Below are 17,597 nucleotides of genomic sequence, written 5' to 3'. Positions count from 1 at the left end.
TTTTGCCCCCACAAACGTCGCGCCGAGACTGGCGCGGCACCCCGCTGCGTGCCATTCTCACTCCCGTCTGCCGCAGAGTAGAGCACCTGCGGCGCTTTTGGCGCTGTTCCAACGAGAACAGCACGGACATAACAACAAAAAACCGTCAAAGGGGCTTCACTAATGCGTAAACCAGACCTCGCCGCAGCAATCGCTGAAAAAGCAGATCTCACCAAAGAGCAGGCCAACCGCGTCCTCAACGCCGTTCTCGAAGAAATCACCGGCGCTCTGCACCGCAAGGACAGCGTCACGCTGGTGGGCTTCGGCACCTTCCTGCAACGCCACCGCGGCGCCCGCACCGGCAAAAACCCGCAAACCGGTGAGCCAGTCAAAATCAAGGCCAGCAATACTGTTGCGTTCAAGCCAGGCAAATCGTTGAAGGACAGCGTTAATCCGTAATTGCGACGAACTCCTTGGGTGAACCGGGAGGGGCGTTGGAAAAAGGGCATGCCGATTAGATCGGGTGCCCTTTTTTTATGGGGCGCGGGTGAGTGGTGTCGGGCATGGCGGTCTGTAGTCCGGAGATCGGAAAAGCCCAAAGAGTTGTGGGGCTTAACATCAAAGGATCGCGGCCTTCGGCAGCTCCTACAGGGGGTTTTCATTGGTGACTTGGTAGTCATTGGCGTCAAAAATAGGGTCATCTTCCGCTAAAGTTACGCGATGGTGGCGTTCCTGGATGAAGCCGCTACACTGCGCCGGCCGTTCATTTTTCTCTTGAGGCTGTGCGCATGAAATTTCGTTTTCTTCTGTGGATGCTGGGTTTGTTGATGGCCAAGGCCAGTAGGAAAAATCCTGCGTTCCAACAGCAGTTGGGGGACAAGGATCTGGTCTTTCAGCTACAGACACTGGACGGAAAAGTGGCCCGGCACTTTCGCGTGAAGGATCAGCGCATTACCAGCACGTCCGGTGTGTATCCCGAGCCGGCGTTTGCGATTGCATTTAAAGACGCTGCCTATGGCTTCGCGACCATGCAGGCGAAGAATAAGCAATTGGCGTTCATGACGGGGATTCAGGACAAGTCGATCCAGATCAAGGGCAACCCGGCGCTGGTGATCTGGTTCCAGGGTTTGACCAAGTACTTGAAACCGCGCAAGGCCAAAGCGAAGGTTTGAGACGCATTGATAGCTTGGGAGCGTTACAACACTTCAGACCGAGTTGAGCCCATCGCGGGCAAGCCTTGCTCCCACAGGATTGTGAATCACCCTGTGTGGGGGCAAAGCTTGCTCGCGATCACTTTCAGGGCTGGCCGAATTGCGAAGCCAGTTCACGCAACAACACTTCCGCATCCAGCACTTTACTGGTCACATCATTGGCCTTCTCGCGGCTCAGGCCCAGGCGGTCCAGCAGGGCGTCGGGGATTTCCTCGACCGGACCTGAGCCGATGCCGCGGCTGCGCAGCAGGCGCACGGCCAGGCACACCAGGTTCGGGTACTCGGCGTAGACGCCGTCGTAGCTTGGGTCATGCTGGAAGCGCAGGGCGGTGGCCAGTTCGTCGGGCATGTCCCAGTAGCGCATCAGCCAGGCGCCGATTTGCTCGCGGGTAATGCCCAGCAGGTGTTGCTCGATGTAGCTATGGGACAGATGCGGGTTGACTTCCAGGTGGCGGCAGATCAGCGAGAAGTGCGGCGGGAATACATGCGCCAGCAGCAGATAGCCGAAGTTGTGCAGCAGGCCGGCCAGGTAGGTGAGGCCGGCTTCCGGACGCTGTGCGCGGGGCATGGCTCGGGTCAGGCCTTCGATGACGGCGGCGGTGTAGATCGACTGTTGCCAATAAGGTGTTGCTTGTTGCGGGTGATCTTTGGGCAGGCTCATGGTTTTGCCCAGGGCCAGGCCCAGCGCCAGGTTGATCACCAGGTCGAAACCCAGCACCCGCACTATAGCGTCTTCCACTGAACGAATCTTGCCCGGCGAGGCATAGTACGGCGACGCTGCCCAACTGACGACTTGCGCGGCCAGGGCCGGGTCGGTCTCTACGACGCTGGTGATGTCGTCGATGGTGGCGTTGGGGTCGACCCGCAGCTTGATGATTTTTTGTGCCGTCGAAGCCAGCGGCGGGATTTCGATGGTGGCTTCCAGTCGTTGCTGAATGCGTCGCGCCGTGAAGGCCTGGACGGCCTGGGTGATTTCCTCGCGGTCGTCGTCGGGGCGGTCGAGGTTTGGACGGATGCTGGTTAGCGCCTCACCGAAGCGGGCGGCGCTGGCCTTGCTCAGCAGGGTCTTGAAATCGTCGCAGGCTATTTCCAGCAGCACGCCCGGTACGCCCGAATTGATCAGCAACTTGGGTTCGCGCAGCAAGCTGTCTTCGTAAAGGCACGGTGCAGCAGTGAGCGAAGGCAAGCCGGGCAACAGGCTCTGGTTGTGCTTACCGAGCAGGCGCTCCAGGCGCTCAGGCGAAACCGCAGTGAGGCGGCGGCCGGTGAGCTCGGCGAGGCGATTGAGGTCCAGCAGCTGGCTTTGCGGGAACAGCACCATGAGCGAGCCGACGGCATCGTCCAGCAGCACTGCCTGCACTTTGCGCGCAGCATTCAGGCCGTGGTGGTCGAGGACTTCATCAAAGGCTATGTCCAGCTTGCCCAGCAGCAGCCGAACTGCAGACGTAGCGTGCGGGGTTTCGGGAGCGAGGGCAGCGTCGATCATGGTTTGGATCCGTTCTCAAACAGTTGCAAGAGTATAACCATCATGTTTAACACGGTGGTCCGGAAACTGCGACGGTGCTCACACTTGGCCGTATTGCTGCCCATGACGCAACCAGCGATCCAGCAACGGGCTGACGTGATCCGGCCACCGCTCAAGCAGCGCCTGCGCCGCGTCGCGCACGGCGGGAAGCAGGTCGGCATCGCGCATCAAATCGGCGACCTTGAACTGCAGCAGGCCGGTCTGGCGGGTGCCGAGCATTTCGCCGGGGCCGCGTAGCTCAAGGTCTTTTTCGGCGATGACAAAGCCGTCGTTGGTTTCGCGCATGATGCCCAGGCGCTGGCGGCCGATCTGCGACAGCGGCGGGTGATACAGCAGCACGCAGTGGCTGGCGGCGCTGCCCCGGCCGACTCGACCGCGCAACTGATGAAGTTGCGCGAGACCCAGGCGCTCGGGGTTTTCAATGATCATCAGGCTGGCGTTCGGTACGTCGACGCCCACTTCAATGACCGTGGTCGCCACCAGCAACTGCAGGTTGCCGGCCTTGAATTCGGCCATGACTGCGGCTTTTTCCACAGGCTTCATGCGCCCGTGAATCAACCCGACCTTGAGCTCGCCGAGGGCGGCGGTGAGGTCTTCGTAGGTAGTTTCGGCGGCCTGGCAGGTCAGCTCTTCCGATTCTTCGATCAGCGTGCAGACCCAGTAGGCCTGCCGACCTTCGGCGCAGGCCCCACGAACCCGCTCAATCACCTCCACGCGCCGGGTGTCAGTGATCAACACAGTGTTTACCGGGGTGCGCCCGGGAGGCAGCTCGTCGAGGACCGACGTATCGAGGTCGGCGTAGGCGCTCATGGCCAAGGTGCGCGGGATCGGCGTGGCGGTCATGATCAACTGGTGTGGGCACATGCGCCCGCCGACGCCTTTTTGCCGCAGTGCCAGGCGTTGCTGCACGCCGAATCGATGCTGTTCGTCGATGATCACCAGTGCCAGGTTCTTGAACTGCACTTCGTCCTGGAACAGTGCGTGGGTGCCCACCACCATCGGGGTGCCGCTGGCGATCTGCTCCAGCGCAGCCACGCGGTTTTTGCCCTTGAGCTTGCCGGCCAGCCACGCGACTTCGATGCCCAGCGGTTCGAGCCAGCGCTTGAAGGTGATGAAATGCTGCTCGGCGAGGATCTCGGTGGGGGCCATCAGCGCGACCTGATAGCCGGCTTCCAGTGCCTGCAGGGCGGCCAGGGCGGCGACTACGGTTTTGCCCGCGCCAACGTCACCCTGGATCAGGCGCAGCATGGGCTCGTGCTGGCTGAGGTCGTAGGCGATTTCATTGCCGACTCGTTGCTGGGCACCGGTCGGCGCGAAGCCGAGATTGGCCAGGTAACTGGCCGGCAGTTTTGTCGCCTTGGGCATCGCCGGTGCGCGCAGCGAGCGCATGCTTTCGCGCAGGCGCTGCTGGGACAGTTGATGGGTCAGCAATTCTTCGAAGGCCAGCCGGTGCTGGGCCCAGTGATGCCCTAGCGCGAGTTCGTCGACATCGGCATCGGCGGGCGGGTGATGCAGGTAGCGGATCGCGTCGGCCAGCGGGGCGAGTTGATAGTCCCGGGCCAGTTCGGTCGGCAGCCAGTCGGGCAGGCTGCTGGGTCCCAGCAGCGTCAGGGTCTGCATGCACAGTTGGCGCAGACGCTGCTGGGTCAGGCCTTCGGTGAGCGGGTAGACCGGGGTCAGGGTTTCATCGACCGGCGGCGGCTCGTCACCGGTGATGGCGCGATACTCCGGGTGGTAGATCTCCAGCCCCGAGGCACCAGGCCGCGCTTCGCCGTAACAGCGAATCCGTGTGCCACGCTTGAGTCCTTCTTTCTGGGCGTTGCTGAAATGGTAGAAGCGCAGGCTGAGTCCACCCGTTCCATCCTGCAGCCGAACGACCAGGCTGCGGCGGCGGCCCATGACCACATCGGCACCGCTGACGGTACCTTCGATCACGGCGTCCTGGCCAGGGCGCAAGTGGCCGATCGGGACTACGCGAGTGCGGTCCTGATAGCGCAACGGCAGGTGAAACAGCACGTCCTGGAGGTTCTCCAGGCCGACCTTGGCGAGCTTCTCGGCCATGGCTTCGCCAACACCCTTGAGTGCCGTCACCGACACTTGCGACAACTCGGTCATGGCAGCGGCTTAGCCGGCAACGACCGGCGCTGGCGGCTTGGCGACCGAGCACAGGCGAATCGAGTCAGCGAGGATCTCAATCGCTTTGGGACGTGGAAAGCTGGCGCGCCAGGCGATGGCTACCGTGCGGAAAGGCACCGGTGGCGTCAGTGGGCGCACTTCGAGCACGCCGGGAGCGTAGTGGTGACTGTCCACGGCCGAGAGCGGCAGGATCGAAATGCCCAGGCCGGAGGCGACCATATGGCGGATGGTTTCCAGGGAGCTGGATTCCACGGTGGTGTGTTTGGCGCCGTCCTTGCCATTGGCCAGGGTCGGGCAGGCTTCCAGCACCTGGTCGCGGAAGCAGTGACCTTCACCTAACAGCAGCAGGCTCTTGTCGTTGAGCAGGGCGGCGTCGATGGATTCTTTTTGCGTCCATGGGTGCTGGGCCGGCATCAGGACGTAGAACGGCTCGTCGTAGAGCTGCAGGGTCAGCACGTCCGCTTCGTTGAACGGCAGGGCGATGATGATCGCGTCGAGCTCGCCGTTGCGCAGCTTGTCGCGCAGGATGTGGGTGAAGTTTTCTTCGATGTACAACGGCATCTGCGGGGCGACCCGGTGCAGTTGTGGAATCAGGTGCGGAAACAGGTAGGGCCCGACGGTGTAGATGGCGCCGACTTTCAGTGGGGCCGTCAGCTGGTTCTTGCCGGCCTGGGCCAGTTCACGGATGCCTTGTGCCTGCTCCAGCACTTTCTGCGCCTGGGCGACAATGCCCTCGCCGACTGGCGTGAGGCGCACGGCACTTTTGCTGCGCTCGAAAATCAGCACACCGAGTTCGTCCTCAAGCTTCTTCACGCCTACCGACAAGGTCGGTTGACTGACGTGGCAACGCTCGGCGGCATGGCCGAAGTGCTGCTCCTGGGCGAGAGTAACGATGTAGCGTAATTCTGTGAGGGTCATAGCAGGCGTCCATGAAGTTGCGCGCCAAGCATACCGGCTGCAATCGATAGACGCACGTTATGTAGGAGCGAGCTTGCTCGCGAAAAACCTGAGACCGCTGCGGGGTGTCAGTCTTCAAGCGTTATCGTTCGATTCCATCGCGAGCAAGCTCGCTCCTACAGGGTTTCAGGGTTGCTTAGCGGCGACCCTTTTCCAGCGAGTAGACGAAAGGCGCATAGAGTTCAATCGGGCCGTTTTTCACCATGTCCGCAGGTGGCTTGGGCAGCGGTTGGGCGCGGCGGATCATTTCCAGAGTAGCGCGATCCAGATCGGCATTGCCGGATGCACCCACCAGTTCGAATGACAACACGTTGCCTTCGGCATCTACCACGAACCGCAGGCGGTTAACGCCGGTCTTGCCCCTGGCCTGAGCGCTGGCCGGGTACTTTTTGTACTTGGCCAGGTGAGCGAGCAGGGTGTTTTGCCAGCTGGCCTTGGCCGCTTGCTGCGCCGGTGATGGTCCAGGTGCCGGTTGTGCGGATTTCTCCGTGGGTGCCTGGGTCGGTTGAGCGTCAGCCGGTTTTTCCTCGGAAGGCTTCTCCTTCGGCGGTTCCGGTTTCTTCTCCACAGGCTTTGGCGGTTGCGGTTTGGGCTTGGGTTTTACCGGCTTGGGTACGGTGATCTCGGCCTTTGGCGCTTCAGCCAGTTTCGGGATCGGCAGTTCTTCCACCGGTGCCGGTGGTTGTGGCGGCGTTATCACTTTCGGCGGGGCCGGTGGTGGCGGGGCCGGTACTGGCGCCAACTCGACCATCATTGCCTGGGGCGGCAATGGGATCGGCTGGCGCGAGGTCCAGTTCAGTGCCAGCGCGATGGCCAGCGCGTGCACGCCCAGCACCACGGCCAGGCTCCCGCTGTAACGCGTCAGCTTATGGCGCGTCGTGATCATTTTTTGGCTGCCGTCTCAAGACCCACCAGGCCAACCTTCAGGTAGCCGGCGGCGCGCAGGGCGTCCATCACGCTCATCAGGTCGCCGTAGTCCACGCCCTTGTCGGCCTGGAAGAAGATGGTCGTGTCTTTTTTGCCTTTGGTCCGGGCGTCCAGAGTGGCGCCCAGTGCTTCGGCCTTCACTTCGTCTTCGCCCAGGAACAGGCGTTGATCAGCCTTTACGCTGAGGAACACCGGTTTTTCCGGCCTTGGTGCAGGTTTTGCGCTGGAGGCTGGCAGGTCGACCTTAATGTCCACGGTAGCCAGGGGAGCGGCCACCATGAAGATGATCAGCAGCACCAGCATCACGTCGATAAACGGCGTGACGTTGATTTCGTGATTCTCGGCCAGATCGTCGTCTGCGCCTTCTTTCAAATGCAAGCCCATGGCTGATTACCCTACTTTGACCACGTGGGGTTGCGCGGAGCGCTCGGTGGTCGGCAGGTGATCGAGGTCGCGGCTGACCAGCAGCAGGACTTCAGCCGAGGCATCCGAGACTTGTGCCTTGTAACCGGCGATGGAGCGGGCGAAGACGTTGTAGATCACGACCGCAGGAATCGCTGCAACCAGGCCCAATGCCGTGGCCAGGAGGGCTTCGGCGATGCCGGGTGCCACTACTGCAAGGTTGGTGGTCTGGGTTTTGGCGATGCCGATGAAGCTGTTCATGATGCCCCACACGGTGCCGAACAGGCCGACGAATGGCGCGGTGGAACCGATGGTGGCAAGCACGCCGGTGCCGCTGCTCATGTTGCGACCGCAGGCCGCGACCAGGCGCTCTAGGCGAAACGCGACGCGCTCCTTGATACCTTCTTTTTCGCGGCTGTTGACCGACAGGCGCATCTCTTCCAGGGCGTCATGCACCAGTACATTGGCGAGCGTGCCTGGCTTGGTCGCCGTGGCGCTGGCTTCCTTGAGGGTGGTGGCCTTTTTCAGGTGGACGATTTCACTGCGCAGACGACGCTTGGCGCCCATCAGCTCGAAACCCTTGGCGATCCAGATGGTCCAGGTGATGATCGACGCGATGGCCAGGCCGATCATCACGATTTTCACGATGATGTCGGCGTTCTGGTACATGCCCCATGGCGACAGGTCGTGGGCCATGCCCAGGGTGTTGTCGGCTTCAAGTACTTCCGGAGCGCCTGCGGCTGTGGTGTCTACTGCCTGGGCCGGGTCGGTGACAACCGGTGTGGTGGCCGGGGCATCGGGAGCCGGCGCGGCTGCAGGTGCCTCGGCGGCTGCCGGGGTGGCAGGCGACTGGGCGTCGGCGTAAGCAGCAGTCGGGACCAGCATTACGCTGAGCAACAGTGCAGCCATTGCGCTCCAGGCGCGAGGTCGTTTGGTTGGCGAAGCGGGAGATTGATTGCGTGTCATGCTGGCCGGACCTGAGAGAGAAAGACGGTAAATGTTCTTCCAGGCCTCGCGAGGCCGAGAACAAAAGTGGCGGGCATTATTGCAAGTAATTCTTGTTAACAAAAGTAATAGAGTATCTTTTTTCCTGCATTACTAGCCGCTCGTCCTTTGCCGACGCTAGTCTGTGCCTTTGCCAGAGGAGTTTTCTGATGTCCGCGCCTTCTGTTTTGATTGCCGGTTGCGGTGATGTGGGTAGCCGCCTGGCCACGCAATTGCTGGCTCGCGGCTGGGAAGTTCACGGTCTGCGCCGGGATGTTTCTCGTTTGCCTGAGGGCGTGATTGGCGTGGCCGGTGACTTGTTTAACGAAGACTGCCCGGCGACCTGGCCGATTGGTGCGGTGGATTACCTGGTGTATTGCGCCGCAGCCACCGATCACGATGAGGCGGGCTACCGCGCTGCTTACGTGCAGGGTTTGCAGAATGTACTGAGCTGGCTGGACGACTATGGGCAGGTGCCGGATCGACTGCTGTTTGTTTCCAGTAGCAGTGTTTATGGCCAGCAGGACGGGGACTGGGTCGATGAAACGTCACCCACCGTAGCTGGCGGTTATTCCGGCCGGCTGATGCTGGAGGCGGAGCAAGTAGCGCTCCAGAGCGGCATTCCCGCGAGTGTCGTGCGCCTGACCGGTATTTATGGTCCGGGCCGTGAGTGGCTGCTGACCCAGGTTCGTCGCGGCTATCGCGTAGCGATCGACCCGCCGTTGTATGGCAACCGGATCCACGCCGACGATGCGGCGGGGTTGCTGGCGTTTCTGCTGGAACAGGATCAGCAGGGTGTGGGCCTCGATGACATCTATATCGGTGTCGATGACTCACCGGCGCCGCTTGCCGAGGTGGTGGGCTGGTTGCGCGAGTATCTGGGTGTGACCGAATGGGCCGAGGACGCGAGCGTGCGTCGGGCGGGGAGCAAGCGGTGCAGTAATGCGCGAGCGAAAGCTCTGGGCTGGGAGCCGAAGTACCCGAGTTATCGTGAGGGGTATGCGGCGATTCTTGAGGGTCGCTGCTGACTTTTTGGGTGCCGGCTTGCTGGCGAATGCGCTGGATCAGGCAATGGGTTCATTGGCTGGACGGACGCTATCGCCAGCAAGCCGGCTCCTGCAAGGTTTCGCGGTGTTACTGCTTTTCGAGCAACCACTTGCGCTCGCCCGGTGTGAACTGGGGCATCTCGTCTTCCCTGGCAGTGTTGGTGGCCTGGAAAATCTCCATTTCCTTGCCCTTGCGCGCAAAAATCCAGGTGTTGCCCTGGCCATTCTGTTGCAGCCACATGTTGTCGTTGCCGCCGCTCATCGACGCGCAATCACCCGCCAGGCACAGGGCGTAGCGATCGGCGCCGGGCAGGCCGGCCACTTGGCCATCGGCCTGGAACTGCACGGTATTGCCTTCCCCTGGGCCACTGACGACCTGCCAGCTGCCACCCATGTAGGCGGTATACAGCGCACGCTCGAAACTGGCGCCCAGCGGTGCGCCTTCCGGCACAGGGATCACCGCGCGGTCAAAGACCTGCTCGGGTTCATTGTCGCTGGCGGCCTGGCTCAGTTGCTTGCCGTCACGCTTGAGCACGCTGGCAGAGCTGCCATAAAAATCGACTTTCCAGGCGCCGGACTCTTCGCCGAGCAACTTGCCGTCGACGTTTTCAAAACCGTTGGTGTAGCGAGCCTGTGCGGCCCTGGTGTTAACGTCCCATTCCAGATTCGGGCCATAAGCCTGGAGCGCTTCACGTAATGGGCTGCCTTTGGCGGCTGCATCGATGGCCACCTGATTGATCCAGGTGCCGCTGATGTCACGATCGGCAGGGTTGCTGGCACATCCGCCCAGGAACAGGGCGACCAGCGAGAGGGCTAGCGCATGGCGCATGGTGGAATCCTTTCAGAACGCTTTCTTTACGACATCAGCGGCGCAGCCTTGGGAGGCTGCGCCAGATGCATTACTCGATGACCAGAATGGCATCCATTTCAACCTGCGAACCCTTTGGCAGGGCGGCCACGCCAATGGCGGCGCGGGCAGGGTAAGGCTGCTCGAAGTACTTGCCCATGATCTCGTTGACCTTGGCAAAGTGGCTCAGGTCGGTCAGGAAGATGTTCAGCTTGACGATGTCCTTGAACGAACCGCCCGCTGCTTCAGCGACAGACTTCAGGTTCTCGAATACCTGAATGGTCTGGGCTTCGAAGCCTTCAACCAGTTCCATGGTTTTTGGGTCCAGCGGAATTTGACCCGACATGTAGACGGTGTTGCCAGCCTTGATCGCCTGGGAGTAAGTACCGATGGCAGCCGGGGCCTTGTCGCTGGTGATAACAGTCTTGGTCATGAATGACTCCTTGTAATAGGTTGGCTTAGGCGCGCATGCGAGTGATGCGAATCACCCCGGTCAATGCGCGCAGTTTCTTGATCACACGGGCCAGGTGCACGCGGTCGTGCACGCTGACCACCAGTTGGACCACGCTGATGCGACCATCGCGTTCGTCCATGCTGATTTTCTCGATATTGCCGTCGGCCGCGTTCACGCTGCTGGCCAGCAGCGCGATCAGGCCGCGCTGGTGTTCCAGCTCGACGCGCAGCTCGACGTTGAATTCCCCGGTGACGTCCTTGGCCCACGAAAGCTGGATGCATTTTTCCGGGTTATGGCGGATTTCGCTGATGTTGCGGCAGTTGTCCAGGTGCACGACCATGCCTTTGCCCGCCGACAGGTGACCGACAATCGGGTCGCCCGGGATCGGCGTGCAGCACTTGGCATAGCTGAGTACCAGGCCTTCGGTGCCGCGGATCGCCAGCGGGCCTTCCGGGCTTGGCAATTGCTCGCCTTCGCCTAGCAGGCGTCGGGCGACTACGTAAGCCATGCGATTGCCCAGGCCGATGTCTTCGAGCAGGTCTTCGATCAGTTCGAGACGGTACTCCGTGAGCATCGCCTTGACCCGTTCGGCCGGGACTTTTTCCAGCGAGCTGTCGAAGCCGTTGAGTACCTTGTTCAGCAGGCGTTCGCCCAGGCTGATGGATTCGGAGCGGCGTTGCAGTTTCAGCGCATGGCGGATGTGCGTTCGCGCCTTGCCGGTCACCACGAAATTGAGCCACGCCGGATTCGGCCGAGCACCGGGAGCACTGACGATCTCGACCGTGGAGCCGCTTTGCAGCGGTTCGGACAGCGGTGCGAGACGACGATTGATCCGGCAGGCAATGCAGCTGTTACCTACGTCGGTGTGCACCGCGTAGGCGAAGTCGACCGCCGTGGAGCCTTTGGGCAGCTCCATGATCCGGCCTTTGGGCGTAAACACGTAGACCTCGTCCGGGAACAGGTCGATCTTCACGCTCTCAATGAATTCCAGCGAGTTGCCGGCGCGTTGCTGCATTTCCAGCACGCCCTTTACCCACTGCCGCGCGCGGGCGTGAGTGCCTTTTGGCTGCTCGTCGCCGCTGGATTTGTACAGCCAATGGGCAGCGATGCCGTTGTTGGCCATCTCTTCCATTTCGCGGGTGCGGATCTGGATCTCGATTGGTACGCCATGCATGCCGAACAACGTTGTGTGCAGCGACTGATAACCGTTGGCCTTGGGAATCGCGATGTAGTCCTTGAAGCGTCCAGGCAGCGGTTTGTACAAATTATGAACAGCACCCAACACGCGGTAGCAGGTATCCACCTTGTCGACGATGATCCGGAACGCATACACGTCCATGATCTCGTTGAAGGCCCGACGCTTGCCGCGCATTTTCTTGTAGATGCCATAAAGGTGTTTCTGGCGGCCGCTGACTTCGCCCTGAATCTCGTCGATCGCCAGGCAATGGCTCAGCGACTCTTCGATCTTGTTGACGATTTCCTTGCGATTGCCCCGGGCGCGCTTGACCGCCTGGTAGATCCGCGCAGAACGCATCGGGTGCATGGCCTTGAAGCCGAGGTCTTCGAATTCTATGCGGATGGCATGCATGCCCAGCCGATTGGCAATGGGTGCATAGATTTCCAGGGTTTCCTTGGCGATGCGCCGGCGTTTTTCGCCGGACAGCACTTCCAGCGTGCGCATGTTGTGCAGGCGGTCGGCCAGCTTGACCAGGATGACGCGGATGTCCCGAGCCATGGCCATGGCCATCTTCTGGAAGTTTTCCGCCTGGGCTTCAGCTTTGGTCTCGAAGTTCATCTGGGTCAGTTTGCTGACCCCGTCGACCAGTTCGGCCACGGTTTCGCCGAACTGCGCTTGCAGCGCTTCCTTGGCAATACCGGTGTCTTCGATCACGTCATGCAGCATGGCCGCCATCAGGCTCTGATGGTCCATATGCATGTCGGCAAGAATATTCGCCACCGCGAGGGGGTGCGTGACGTACGCCTCGCCACTGCGTCGGCGTTGGCCATCGTGGGCTTGTTCGGCGTAGAAGTACGCTCGGCGGACCAGGTTGACCTGGTCCTTGCCAAGATAGGTCGATAAGCGATCGGCGAGGGCGTCTATGCTCGGCATGATGACTCCTGCCGTTCGCTGTGACCCCGCGCCGTGCTACGTCGACCAGGCATAGGCTTAGACGGCCTCGTTGGACTCGTCCTCGAACGCTGCGAACAGCGGTTCGTCTTCGACGATTTCAGCGTTGGCAATGAACTCGTAGCTCATCAAGCCTTCCGCGATTTCACGCAGGGCTACAACGGTAGGCTTGTCGTTTTCCCACTGGACCAGAGGCTCTTTGCCGCCGGTGGCCAGTTGACGGGCACGCTTGGTGGACAGCATGACCAGCTCAAAGCGGTTTTCCACGTGGTTCAGGCAGTCTTCAACGGTTACGCGGGCCATGGTATTCCTCGGAGCGAATGCAATATGCGCGCTGCCCGGTTGGGCGAGCGGACTCAACAGTTTAAAAAATCACCAGCGTTTAGGGAAGCGCTGATTTTTTGACCAAGCTCTTCAACGCGCTGCAAGTGCCAATGTAAAGCCCCCGCAGCGGTTTTGGGAAGAGCTGTTTAGCCGAGCAATTCGGCCAAAAGTTTTCCATTGCGCTGCTGCTGACGCTTCTGATGCAGCTGGTTGGCCCGGAAAATCGCTTTCAAATCGTCCAGCGCATGGGCGAAATTGTCGTTAATGATGAGGTAGTCGTATTCCACGTAGTGGCTCATCTCGCTGACGGCTTCACGCATCCGCCCAGCAATAATCTCGTCACTGTCCTGGCCGCGATTGGTCAGGCGCTGGTGCAAGGCCTCCAGGGAGGGCGGCAGGATGAAGATCGAGCGCGCCTGGGGCATCAACTTGCGCACTTGTTCGGCGCCTTGCCAGTCAATCTCCAGAATCAGGTCGTGACCTGCGTCCAGGGTTTGCTGCAGATGGCTCTGCGAGGTGCCATAGAGATTGCCGAACACTTCGGCGCGCTCCAGGAAGTCACCATGTTCACCCATCTTCACGAATGCTTCGCGCGAGACGAAGTGATAGTTCACGCCGTCCACTTCACCCGGGCGCATGGCGCGGGTGGTGTGGGAGACGGAGACGCGGATATCCTGGTCGGCGTCGGTGAGGGCCTTGACCAGGCTGCTCTTGCCCGCGCCCGAAGGGGCGGAAATGATGTACAGGGTGCCGGTGCTGTGGGTCATGTCAGGGGTAGCCTTACTCAATATTCTGCACTTGTTCGCGCATCTGCTCGATCAACACTTTGAGGTTGACCGCAGCCTGCGTGCTGCGCGGGTCGAAGGCCTTGGAGCCTAATGTGTTGGCCTCGCGGTTGAGTTCCTGCATCAGGAAGTCCAGGCGCCGACCGGCCGCGCCACCGGATTTGAGCACCCGGCGAACTTCGATGATGTGAGTGCTCAAGCGGTCCAGTTCTTCGGCGACGTCGCTCTTTTGAGCGAGCATGACCATTTCCTGCTCCAGGCGCTGAGGGTCCATCTCGGCTTTCATGTCGGCGAAGCGGTCGAGGACTTTTTGGCGCTGGGTGGCGAGCATCTGCGGGACCAGTTCGCGCAGGGTCACGACGTCGCCTTCAATCGCGCTCAGGCGTTCGTTGATCAAGCGTGCCAATTCCGCGCCTTCGCGCTCACGGCCGGCCTTGAGTTCCTTGAGGCCTTCGTTGAACAGCGCCAGTGCCTCGGCGTTCAACGCTTGCGGGTCGTCCGCGTTGCCCACCAGTACGCCGGGCCAGGCCAGCACTTCCAGCGGGTTCAGCGCCGCCGGATTCTTGATCAGGCCGGCGATGGTCTCGGCGGCGGCAACCAGTTGGGCGGCGCGCTCGCGATCTACTTGCAGGGGTTTATCGGTGTTTTCTTCGGTGAAGCGCAGGGTGCACTCCAGCTTGCCCCGGGACAGGCCCTGTCGCAGCGACTCGCGGACCGCGCCTTCGAGGTCGCGGAACGACTCCGGCAGGCGCAGATGCGGTTCCAGGTAGCGGCTGTTGACCGAGCGCAGCTCCCAGCTCAGGGTACCCTGGGTGCCGGCTTTTTCGACGCGGGCGAAAGCGGTCATGCTGTGCACCATGGAGGTACCTCGCAATGCAGATCCCAGCGTTACCCAGAACCCGCTATCTATGAATTTAAGCCGACAGGCAGCAAAGGCGCAGGATTGTAGCGCAGTGGGGCGTATGGGCCCAAACACACCGCGTGACAAAGAGCTGCAGGCCGTCGGTAAAGCACTGTTCTAAGCTTGAGTCAGTGCCTCAATCGTCGGGCGGATTTTTTAGAAGTGCCCACGCCCGGCGCGCGGCTCTATAATGCTCGGCAGTTTTCCGTCCCCAGTACAGGTATTCCCTATGAAACGTCCAAGTGGTCGCGCTGCCGATCAGCTCCGCTCGATCCGCATTACCCGCAACTACACCAAACACGCCGAGGGTTCTGTGCTGGTCGAGTTTGGTGATACCAAGGTCATCTGCACGGTCAGCGTCGAAAACGGCGTGCCGCGCTTTCTCAAGGGTCAGGGCCAGGGCTGGCTGACCGCCGAATACGGCATGCTGCCACGGGCCACTGGCGAACGTAACCAGCGTGAAGCGAGCCGCGGCAAACAAGGCGGTCGCACCCTGGAAATCCAGCGTCTGATCGGTCGCTCGCTGCGCGCTTCGCTGGACATGTCCAAGCTGGGCGACGTGACCCTGTACGTCGATTGCGACGTCATCCAGGCCGACGGTGGCACTCGCACCGCATCCATCACCGGCGCCATGGTCGCGCTGGTCGATGCCCTGAAAGTCATCAAGAAACGCGGCGGCCTCAAGGGCGGCGACCCGCTCAAGCAGATGATCGCTGCCGTTTCGGTTGGCATGTACCAGGGCGAGCCTGTGCTCGACCTCGACTACCTGGAAGACTCGGCTGCCGAGACTGACCTGAACGTGGTAATGACCAGCACCGGTGGCTTCATCGAGGTGCAGGGCACTGCTGAAGGCGCGCCATTCCAGCCAGAAGAGTTGAACGCTATGCTGGAACTGGCGAAGAAAGGCATGACCGAAATCTTCGAACTGCAGAAAGCTGCATTGGCCGACTGATCGGACCCGTTCCCAGCAAGGAGGACGCCATGAGTGACGAACAACAGCTGCTTCCCGTCCCGAGCAAGGAAGTTCGGCAATGGGCGATGTTTTGTCACCTGTCCGCCCTGCTGGGGATATGGATTCCATTTGGCACGCTCATCGGCCCGCTGATTCTTTGGCAGATGAAACGTGAAATGGACCCGTTCGTCGATGCGCAGGGCAAGGAGGCGCTGAACTTCCAGATCACCGTCGCCATTGCATCGGCTATCTGTTTTCTGTTGATGGTGGTGATTGTCGGGTTCTTCCTGTTGGGGCTGGTGGCAATCGGTGCCTTGGTGCTGACGATCATTGCTGGCGTCAAAGCCAATGAAGGGCTGCCTTACCGGTATCCCTTTACCTGGCGTTTGATCAAATAACGATCAACACAGCTCCCACATTGAAAATCATTGCGCACAAAAAAGCCGACATCGCTGTCGGCTTTTTTGTGTCTGCGAAACGACGCCTAGATAGTCAGCGTCCAGTCGTAGTCCACGATCAGCGGTGCGTGCTGCGAGAACCGTGGCTGACGCGGCAGGCGTGCGCTGCGTACGAAGCGGCGTAGGCCCGGGGTCAGCAGCTGGTAGTCGAAACGCCAGCCGAGGTTGAGCATTTCAGCTTGTTCGTTGTCCGGCCACCAGCTGTACTGGTCGCCTTCGCGGCTGACTTCGCGCAGGGCGTCGACATAACCCATGTTACCGACAATCTCGTCCATCCAGGCACGCTCAGGCGCCAGGAAACCCGGGGATTGCTGGCTGTCGCGCCAGTTCTTGATATCCAGCTTCTGTTGCGCCACGTACAGCGAGCCACAATAAATGTACTCGCGACGTTTGCGCCGCTGTTTATCCAGATAACGGGCGAAATCGTCCATTAGCTTGAACTTCTGGTTCAAGTCTTCATCGCCGTTCTGCCCCGAAGGGAGCAGCAAGGTCGCGATGCTGACCTTGTCGAAATCGGCTTGCAGGTAGCGCCCGTAGCGGTCGGCCGTCTCGAAACCGAGACCGCTGATGACTGCCTTCGGCTGCAACCGCGAATACAAAGCCACGCCACCCTGGGCGGGAACTTCGGCTTCGCAGGCATAAAGGAAGTAGCCATCCAGTTGGAAGGCTGGATCGTCCAGTTCAAAGGCGGAGGCGCGGGTGTCCTGCAGGCAGATGACGTCGGCATTCTGTGCTTGCAGCCAACTGAGCAACCCTCGCTCCACTGCAGCCTGAATACCATTGACGTTCACACTGATGATCCGCATAAATGGCCCCAAAAATCGCGTGCGTGTATGATACACGGCGTCAACCTAATTAGCTAAATCCGTGGTATTTGGGGTTTTTTTCATGCAAGCGTATCAGCGCGATTTCATTCGTTTTGCCATCGATCGCGGCGTTTTGCGCTTCGGCGAGTTCACCCTGAAGTCCGGGCGCACCAGTCCTTACTTCTTCAATGCCGGCCTGTTCAATTCGGGCTCGGCCCTGGCGCAGCTGGGTCGTTTCTATGCGGCGGCCATCATTGAGAGCGGTATTTCGTTCGACGTGCTGTTCGGTCCGGCCTACAAGGGCATCCCTTTGGCGGCCACCACTGCCGTGGCCCTGGCCGAGCACCATGACCGTGACCTGCCATGGTGCTTTAACCGCAAGGAAGCCAAGGCTCACGGCGAAGGCGGTAGCCTGGTCGGTGCGCCATTGACGGGCGAAGTGCTGATCATCGACGACGTGATCACCGCCGGCACCGCGATCCGCGAAGTGATGCAGATCATCGCTTCCCAGGACGGTGCCAAGGCGGCCGGCGTATTGATTGCGCTGAACCGTCAGGAGCGGGGCAATGGTGAGTTGTCAGCGATTCAGGAAGTTGAGCGTGACTTCGGTATTGCGGTGATCAGCATCGTTTCGCTGAACCAGGTGCTGGAGTTTTTGGCGGACGACCCGCAGCTCAAGCAGCATTTGCCAGCCGTGGAAGCGTATCGCGCCCAATTCGGCGTGTAGCGCAGCTCCGACAAAGGGTTCTACAAATCCAGCAGGGATTGCAGGCAA

19 protein-coding genes are annotated in these 17,597 nt (G+C 60.7%); 6 read left to right on the top strand and 13 right to left on the bottom strand.

Annotated features, from left to right (window positions below; genetic code table 11):
* The first annotated feature begins 162 nt into the window (after positions 1–162).
* On the top strand, positions 163–438 hold the full coding sequence (locus tag HYI44_RS05070) for an HU family DNA-binding protein (RefSeq protein ID WP_003195589.1): 276 nt from the start codon (positions 163–165) through the stop codon (positions 436–438).
* Positions 439–767: 329 nt separating this feature from the next.
* Positions 768–1,151: a helicase gene (locus HYI44_RS05065; RefSeq protein ID WP_225568897.1), complete on the top strand. Its 384-nt coding sequence runs from the start codon at positions 768–770 to the stop codon at positions 1,149–1,151.
* A 124-nt stretch (positions 1,152–1,275) separates the two neighbouring features.
* Here HYI44_RS05065 and HYI44_RS05060 read toward each other — a convergent pair whose 3' ends face one another.
* The 6 genes from HYI44_RS05060 to exbB all read right to left on the bottom strand — a co-directional run bounded on the left by HYI44_RS05060 (position 1,276) and on the right by exbB (position 8,103).
* Positions 1,276–2,676, bottom strand: a complete 1,401-nt coding sequence (locus HYI44_RS05060) for an aminoacyl-tRNA deacylase and HDOD domain-containing protein (protein ID WP_225568896.1) — start codon at positions 2,674–2,676, stop codon at positions 1,276–1,278.
* Between the two features lie 78 nt (positions 2,677–2,754).
* Entirely contained in the window at positions 2,755–4,830 is a 2,076-nt protein-coding gene (gene recG / locus HYI44_RS05055; RefSeq protein ID WP_225568895.1) for an ATP-dependent DNA helicase RecG, read from the bottom strand.
* Between the two features lie 9 nt (positions 4,831–4,839).
* Positions 4,840–5,769 carry a hydrogen peroxide-inducible genes activator gene (locus tag HYI44_RS05050; RefSeq protein ID WP_045057820.1) on the bottom strand — a complete coding sequence of 310 codons (930 nt, stop codon included), beginning with the start codon at positions 5,767–5,769 and terminating at the stop codon, positions 4,840–4,842.
* A gap of 175 nt (positions 5,770–5,944) precedes the next feature.
* Positions 5,945–6,694, bottom strand: a complete 750-nt coding sequence (locus HYI44_RS05045) for an energy transducer TonB (protein WP_045057821.1) — start codon at positions 6,692–6,694, stop codon at positions 5,945–5,947.
* Positions 6,691–7,119, bottom strand: a complete 429-nt coding sequence (gene exbD, locus HYI44_RS05040) for a TonB system transport protein ExbD (protein ID WP_045057822.1) — start codon at positions 7,117–7,119, stop codon at positions 6,691–6,693. Before exbD ends, HYI44_RS05045 begins: the two co-directional genes overlap by 4 nt.
* A gap of 6 nt (positions 7,120–7,125) precedes the next feature.
* On the bottom strand, positions 7,126–8,103 hold the full coding sequence (exbB, locus tag HYI44_RS05035) for a tonB-system energizer ExbB (RefSeq protein ID WP_225568894.1): 978 nt from the start codon (positions 8,101–8,103) through the stop codon (positions 7,126–7,128).
* Between the two features lie 188 nt (positions 8,104–8,291).
* On the opposite strand from exbB, the gene HYI44_RS05030 reads away from it, so the two are divergent.
* Positions 8,292–9,149: an SDR family oxidoreductase gene (locus tag HYI44_RS05030; protein WP_122840981.1), complete on the top strand. Its 858-nt coding sequence runs from the start codon at positions 8,292–8,294 to the stop codon at positions 9,147–9,149.
* 106 nt (positions 9,150–9,255) lie between these two features.
* Here HYI44_RS05030 and HYI44_RS05025 read toward each other — a convergent pair whose 3' ends face one another.
* From HYI44_RS05025 to HYI44_RS05000, 6 genes are all read right to left on the bottom strand, one after another.
* On the bottom strand, positions 9,256–9,996 hold the full coding sequence (locus HYI44_RS05025) for a hypothetical protein (protein WP_122840982.1): 741 nt from the start codon (positions 9,994–9,996) through the stop codon (positions 9,256–9,258).
* A 70-nt stretch (positions 9,997–10,066) separates the two neighbouring features.
* Complete coding sequence (locus HYI44_RS05020) at positions 10,067–10,447, bottom strand: RidA family protein (protein ID WP_003437778.1); 381 nt, start codon at positions 10,445–10,447, stop codon at positions 10,067–10,069.
* A gap of 25 nt (positions 10,448–10,472) precedes the next feature.
* The gene (gene spoT / locus HYI44_RS05015) at positions 10,473–12,578 is read right to left on the bottom strand and encodes a bifunctional GTP diphosphokinase/guanosine-3',5'-bis pyrophosphate 3'-pyrophosphohydrolase (RefSeq protein WP_045059196.1); all 2,106 of its coding nucleotides are present in this window, start codon (positions 12,576–12,578) and stop codon (positions 10,473–10,475) included.
* Positions 12,579–12,635: 57 nt separating this feature from the next.
* Positions 12,636–12,899: a DNA-directed RNA polymerase subunit omega gene (gene rpoZ, locus HYI44_RS05010; RefSeq protein WP_007894670.1), complete on the bottom strand. Its 264-nt coding sequence runs from the start codon at positions 12,897–12,899 to the stop codon at positions 12,636–12,638.
* A 167-nt stretch (positions 12,900–13,066) separates the two neighbouring features.
* Complete coding sequence (gene gmk, locus HYI44_RS05005; protein WP_122840984.1) at positions 13,067–13,687, bottom strand: guanylate kinase; 621 nt, start codon at positions 13,685–13,687, stop codon at positions 13,067–13,069.
* Between the two features lie 13 nt (positions 13,688–13,700).
* Positions 13,701–14,564: a YicC/YloC family endoribonuclease gene (locus HYI44_RS05000; RefSeq protein ID WP_122840985.1), complete on the bottom strand. Its 864-nt coding sequence runs from the start codon at positions 14,562–14,564 to the stop codon at positions 13,701–13,703.
* Positions 14,565–14,835: 271 nt separating this feature from the next.
* Here HYI44_RS05000 and rph point away from each other — a divergent pair, with 271 nt between their 5' ends.
* Positions 14,836–15,558, top strand: a complete 723-nt coding sequence (rph, locus tag HYI44_RS04995; RefSeq protein ID WP_010465211.1) for a ribonuclease PH — start codon at positions 14,836–14,838, stop codon at positions 15,556–15,558.
* A gap of 29 nt (positions 15,559–15,587) precedes the next feature.
* Complete coding sequence (locus HYI44_RS04990; protein WP_045059193.1) at positions 15,588–15,956, top strand: DUF4870 domain-containing protein; 369 nt, start codon at positions 15,588–15,590, stop codon at positions 15,954–15,956.
* Between the two features lie 86 nt (positions 15,957–16,042).
* Here HYI44_RS04990 and HYI44_RS04985 read toward each other — a convergent pair whose 3' ends face one another.
* The gene (locus tag HYI44_RS04985; RefSeq protein ID WP_007934608.1) at positions 16,043–16,822 is read right to left on the bottom strand and encodes an exodeoxyribonuclease III; all 780 of its coding nucleotides are present in this window, start codon (positions 16,820–16,822) and stop codon (positions 16,043–16,045) included.
* A gap of 82 nt (positions 16,823–16,904) precedes the next feature.
* Here HYI44_RS04985 and pyrE point away from each other — a divergent pair, with 82 nt between their 5' ends.
* A complete protein-coding gene (gene pyrE / locus HYI44_RS04980) occupies positions 16,905–17,549 on the top strand; it encodes an orotate phosphoribosyltransferase (protein ID WP_045059192.1) in 645 nt (214 codons plus the stop codon).
* The last annotated feature ends 48 nt before the right edge of the window (positions 17,550–17,597 follow it).

Source organism: Pseudomonas sp. Y24-6 (assembly GCF_020295325.1).
Lineage (GTDB): Bacteria > Pseudomonadota > Gammaproteobacteria > Pseudomonadales > Pseudomonadaceae > Aquipseudomonas > Aquipseudomonas gregormendelii.
Note: the sequence above shows the minus strand (reverse complement) of the source record. Positions and strands in the feature narration are given on the sequence as shown.

Excerpts from the sequence above, each read along its gene's own strand:
- rpoZ (WP_007894670.1), bottom strand. The coding sequence starts at position 12,899 with ATGGCCCGCGTAACCGTTGAAGACTGCCTGAACCACGTGGAAAACCGC.
- recG (WP_225568895.1), bottom strand. The coding sequence starts at position 4,830 with ATGACCGAGTTGTCGCAAGTGTCGGTGACGGCACTCAAGGGTGTTGGC.
- HYI44_RS04990 (WP_045059193.1), top strand. The coding sequence starts at position 15,588 with ATGAGTGACGAACAACAGCTGCTTCCCGTCCCGAGCAAGGAAGTTCGG.
- HYI44_RS05025 (WP_122840982.1), bottom strand. The coding sequence starts at position 9,996 with ATGCGCCATGCGCTAGCCCTCTCGCTGGTCGCCCTGTTCCTGGGCGGA.
- exbB (WP_225568894.1), bottom strand. The coding sequence starts at position 8,103 with ATGACACGCAATCAATCTCCCGCTTCGCCAACCAAACGACCTCGCGCC.
- pyrE (WP_045059192.1), top strand. The coding sequence starts at position 16,905 with ATGCAAGCGTATCAGCGCGATTTCATTCGTTTTGCCATCGATCGCGGC.
- HYI44_RS04985 (WP_007934608.1), bottom strand. The coding sequence starts at position 16,822 with ATGCGGATCATCAGTGTGAACGTCAATGGTATTCAGGCTGCAGTGGAG.
- gmk (WP_122840984.1), bottom strand. The coding sequence starts at position 13,687 with ATGACCCACAGCACCGGCACCCTGTACATCATTTCCGCCCCTTCGGGC.
- spoT (WP_045059196.1), bottom strand. The coding sequence starts at position 12,578 with ATGCCGAGCATAGACGCCCTCGCCGATCGCTTATCGACCTATCTTGGC.
- HYI44_RS05065 (WP_225568897.1), top strand. The coding sequence starts at position 768 with ATGAAATTTCGTTTTCTTCTGTGGATGCTGGGTTTGTTGATGGCCAAG.
- HYI44_RS05060 (WP_225568896.1), bottom strand. The coding sequence starts at position 2,676 with ATGATCGACGCTGCCCTCGCTCCCGAAACCCCGCACGCTACGTCTGCA.
- rph (WP_010465211.1), top strand. The coding sequence starts at position 14,836 with ATGAAACGTCCAAGTGGTCGCGCTGCCGATCAGCTCCGCTCGATCCGC.
- HYI44_RS05030 (WP_122840981.1), top strand. The coding sequence starts at position 8,292 with ATGTCCGCGCCTTCTGTTTTGATTGCCGGTTGCGGTGATGTGGGTAGC.
- HYI44_RS05000 (WP_122840985.1), bottom strand. The coding sequence starts at position 14,564 with ATGGTGCACAGCATGACCGCTTTCGCCCGCGTCGAAAAAGCCGGCACC.
- HYI44_RS05050 (WP_045057820.1), bottom strand. The coding sequence starts at position 5,769 with ATGACCCTCACAGAATTACGCTACATCGTTACTCTCGCCCAGGAGCAG.
- HYI44_RS05045 (WP_045057821.1), bottom strand. The coding sequence starts at position 6,694 with ATGATCACGACGCGCCATAAGCTGACGCGTTACAGCGGGAGCCTGGCC.
- exbD (WP_045057822.1), bottom strand. The coding sequence starts at position 7,119 with ATGGGCTTGCATTTGAAAGAAGGCGCAGACGACGATCTGGCCGAGAAT.
- HYI44_RS05070 (WP_003195589.1), top strand. The coding sequence starts at position 163 with ATGCGTAAACCAGACCTCGCCGCAGCAATCGCTGAAAAAGCAGATCTC.
- HYI44_RS05020 (WP_003437778.1), bottom strand. The coding sequence starts at position 10,447 with ATGACCAAGACTGTTATCACCAGCGACAAGGCCCCGGCTGCCATCGGT.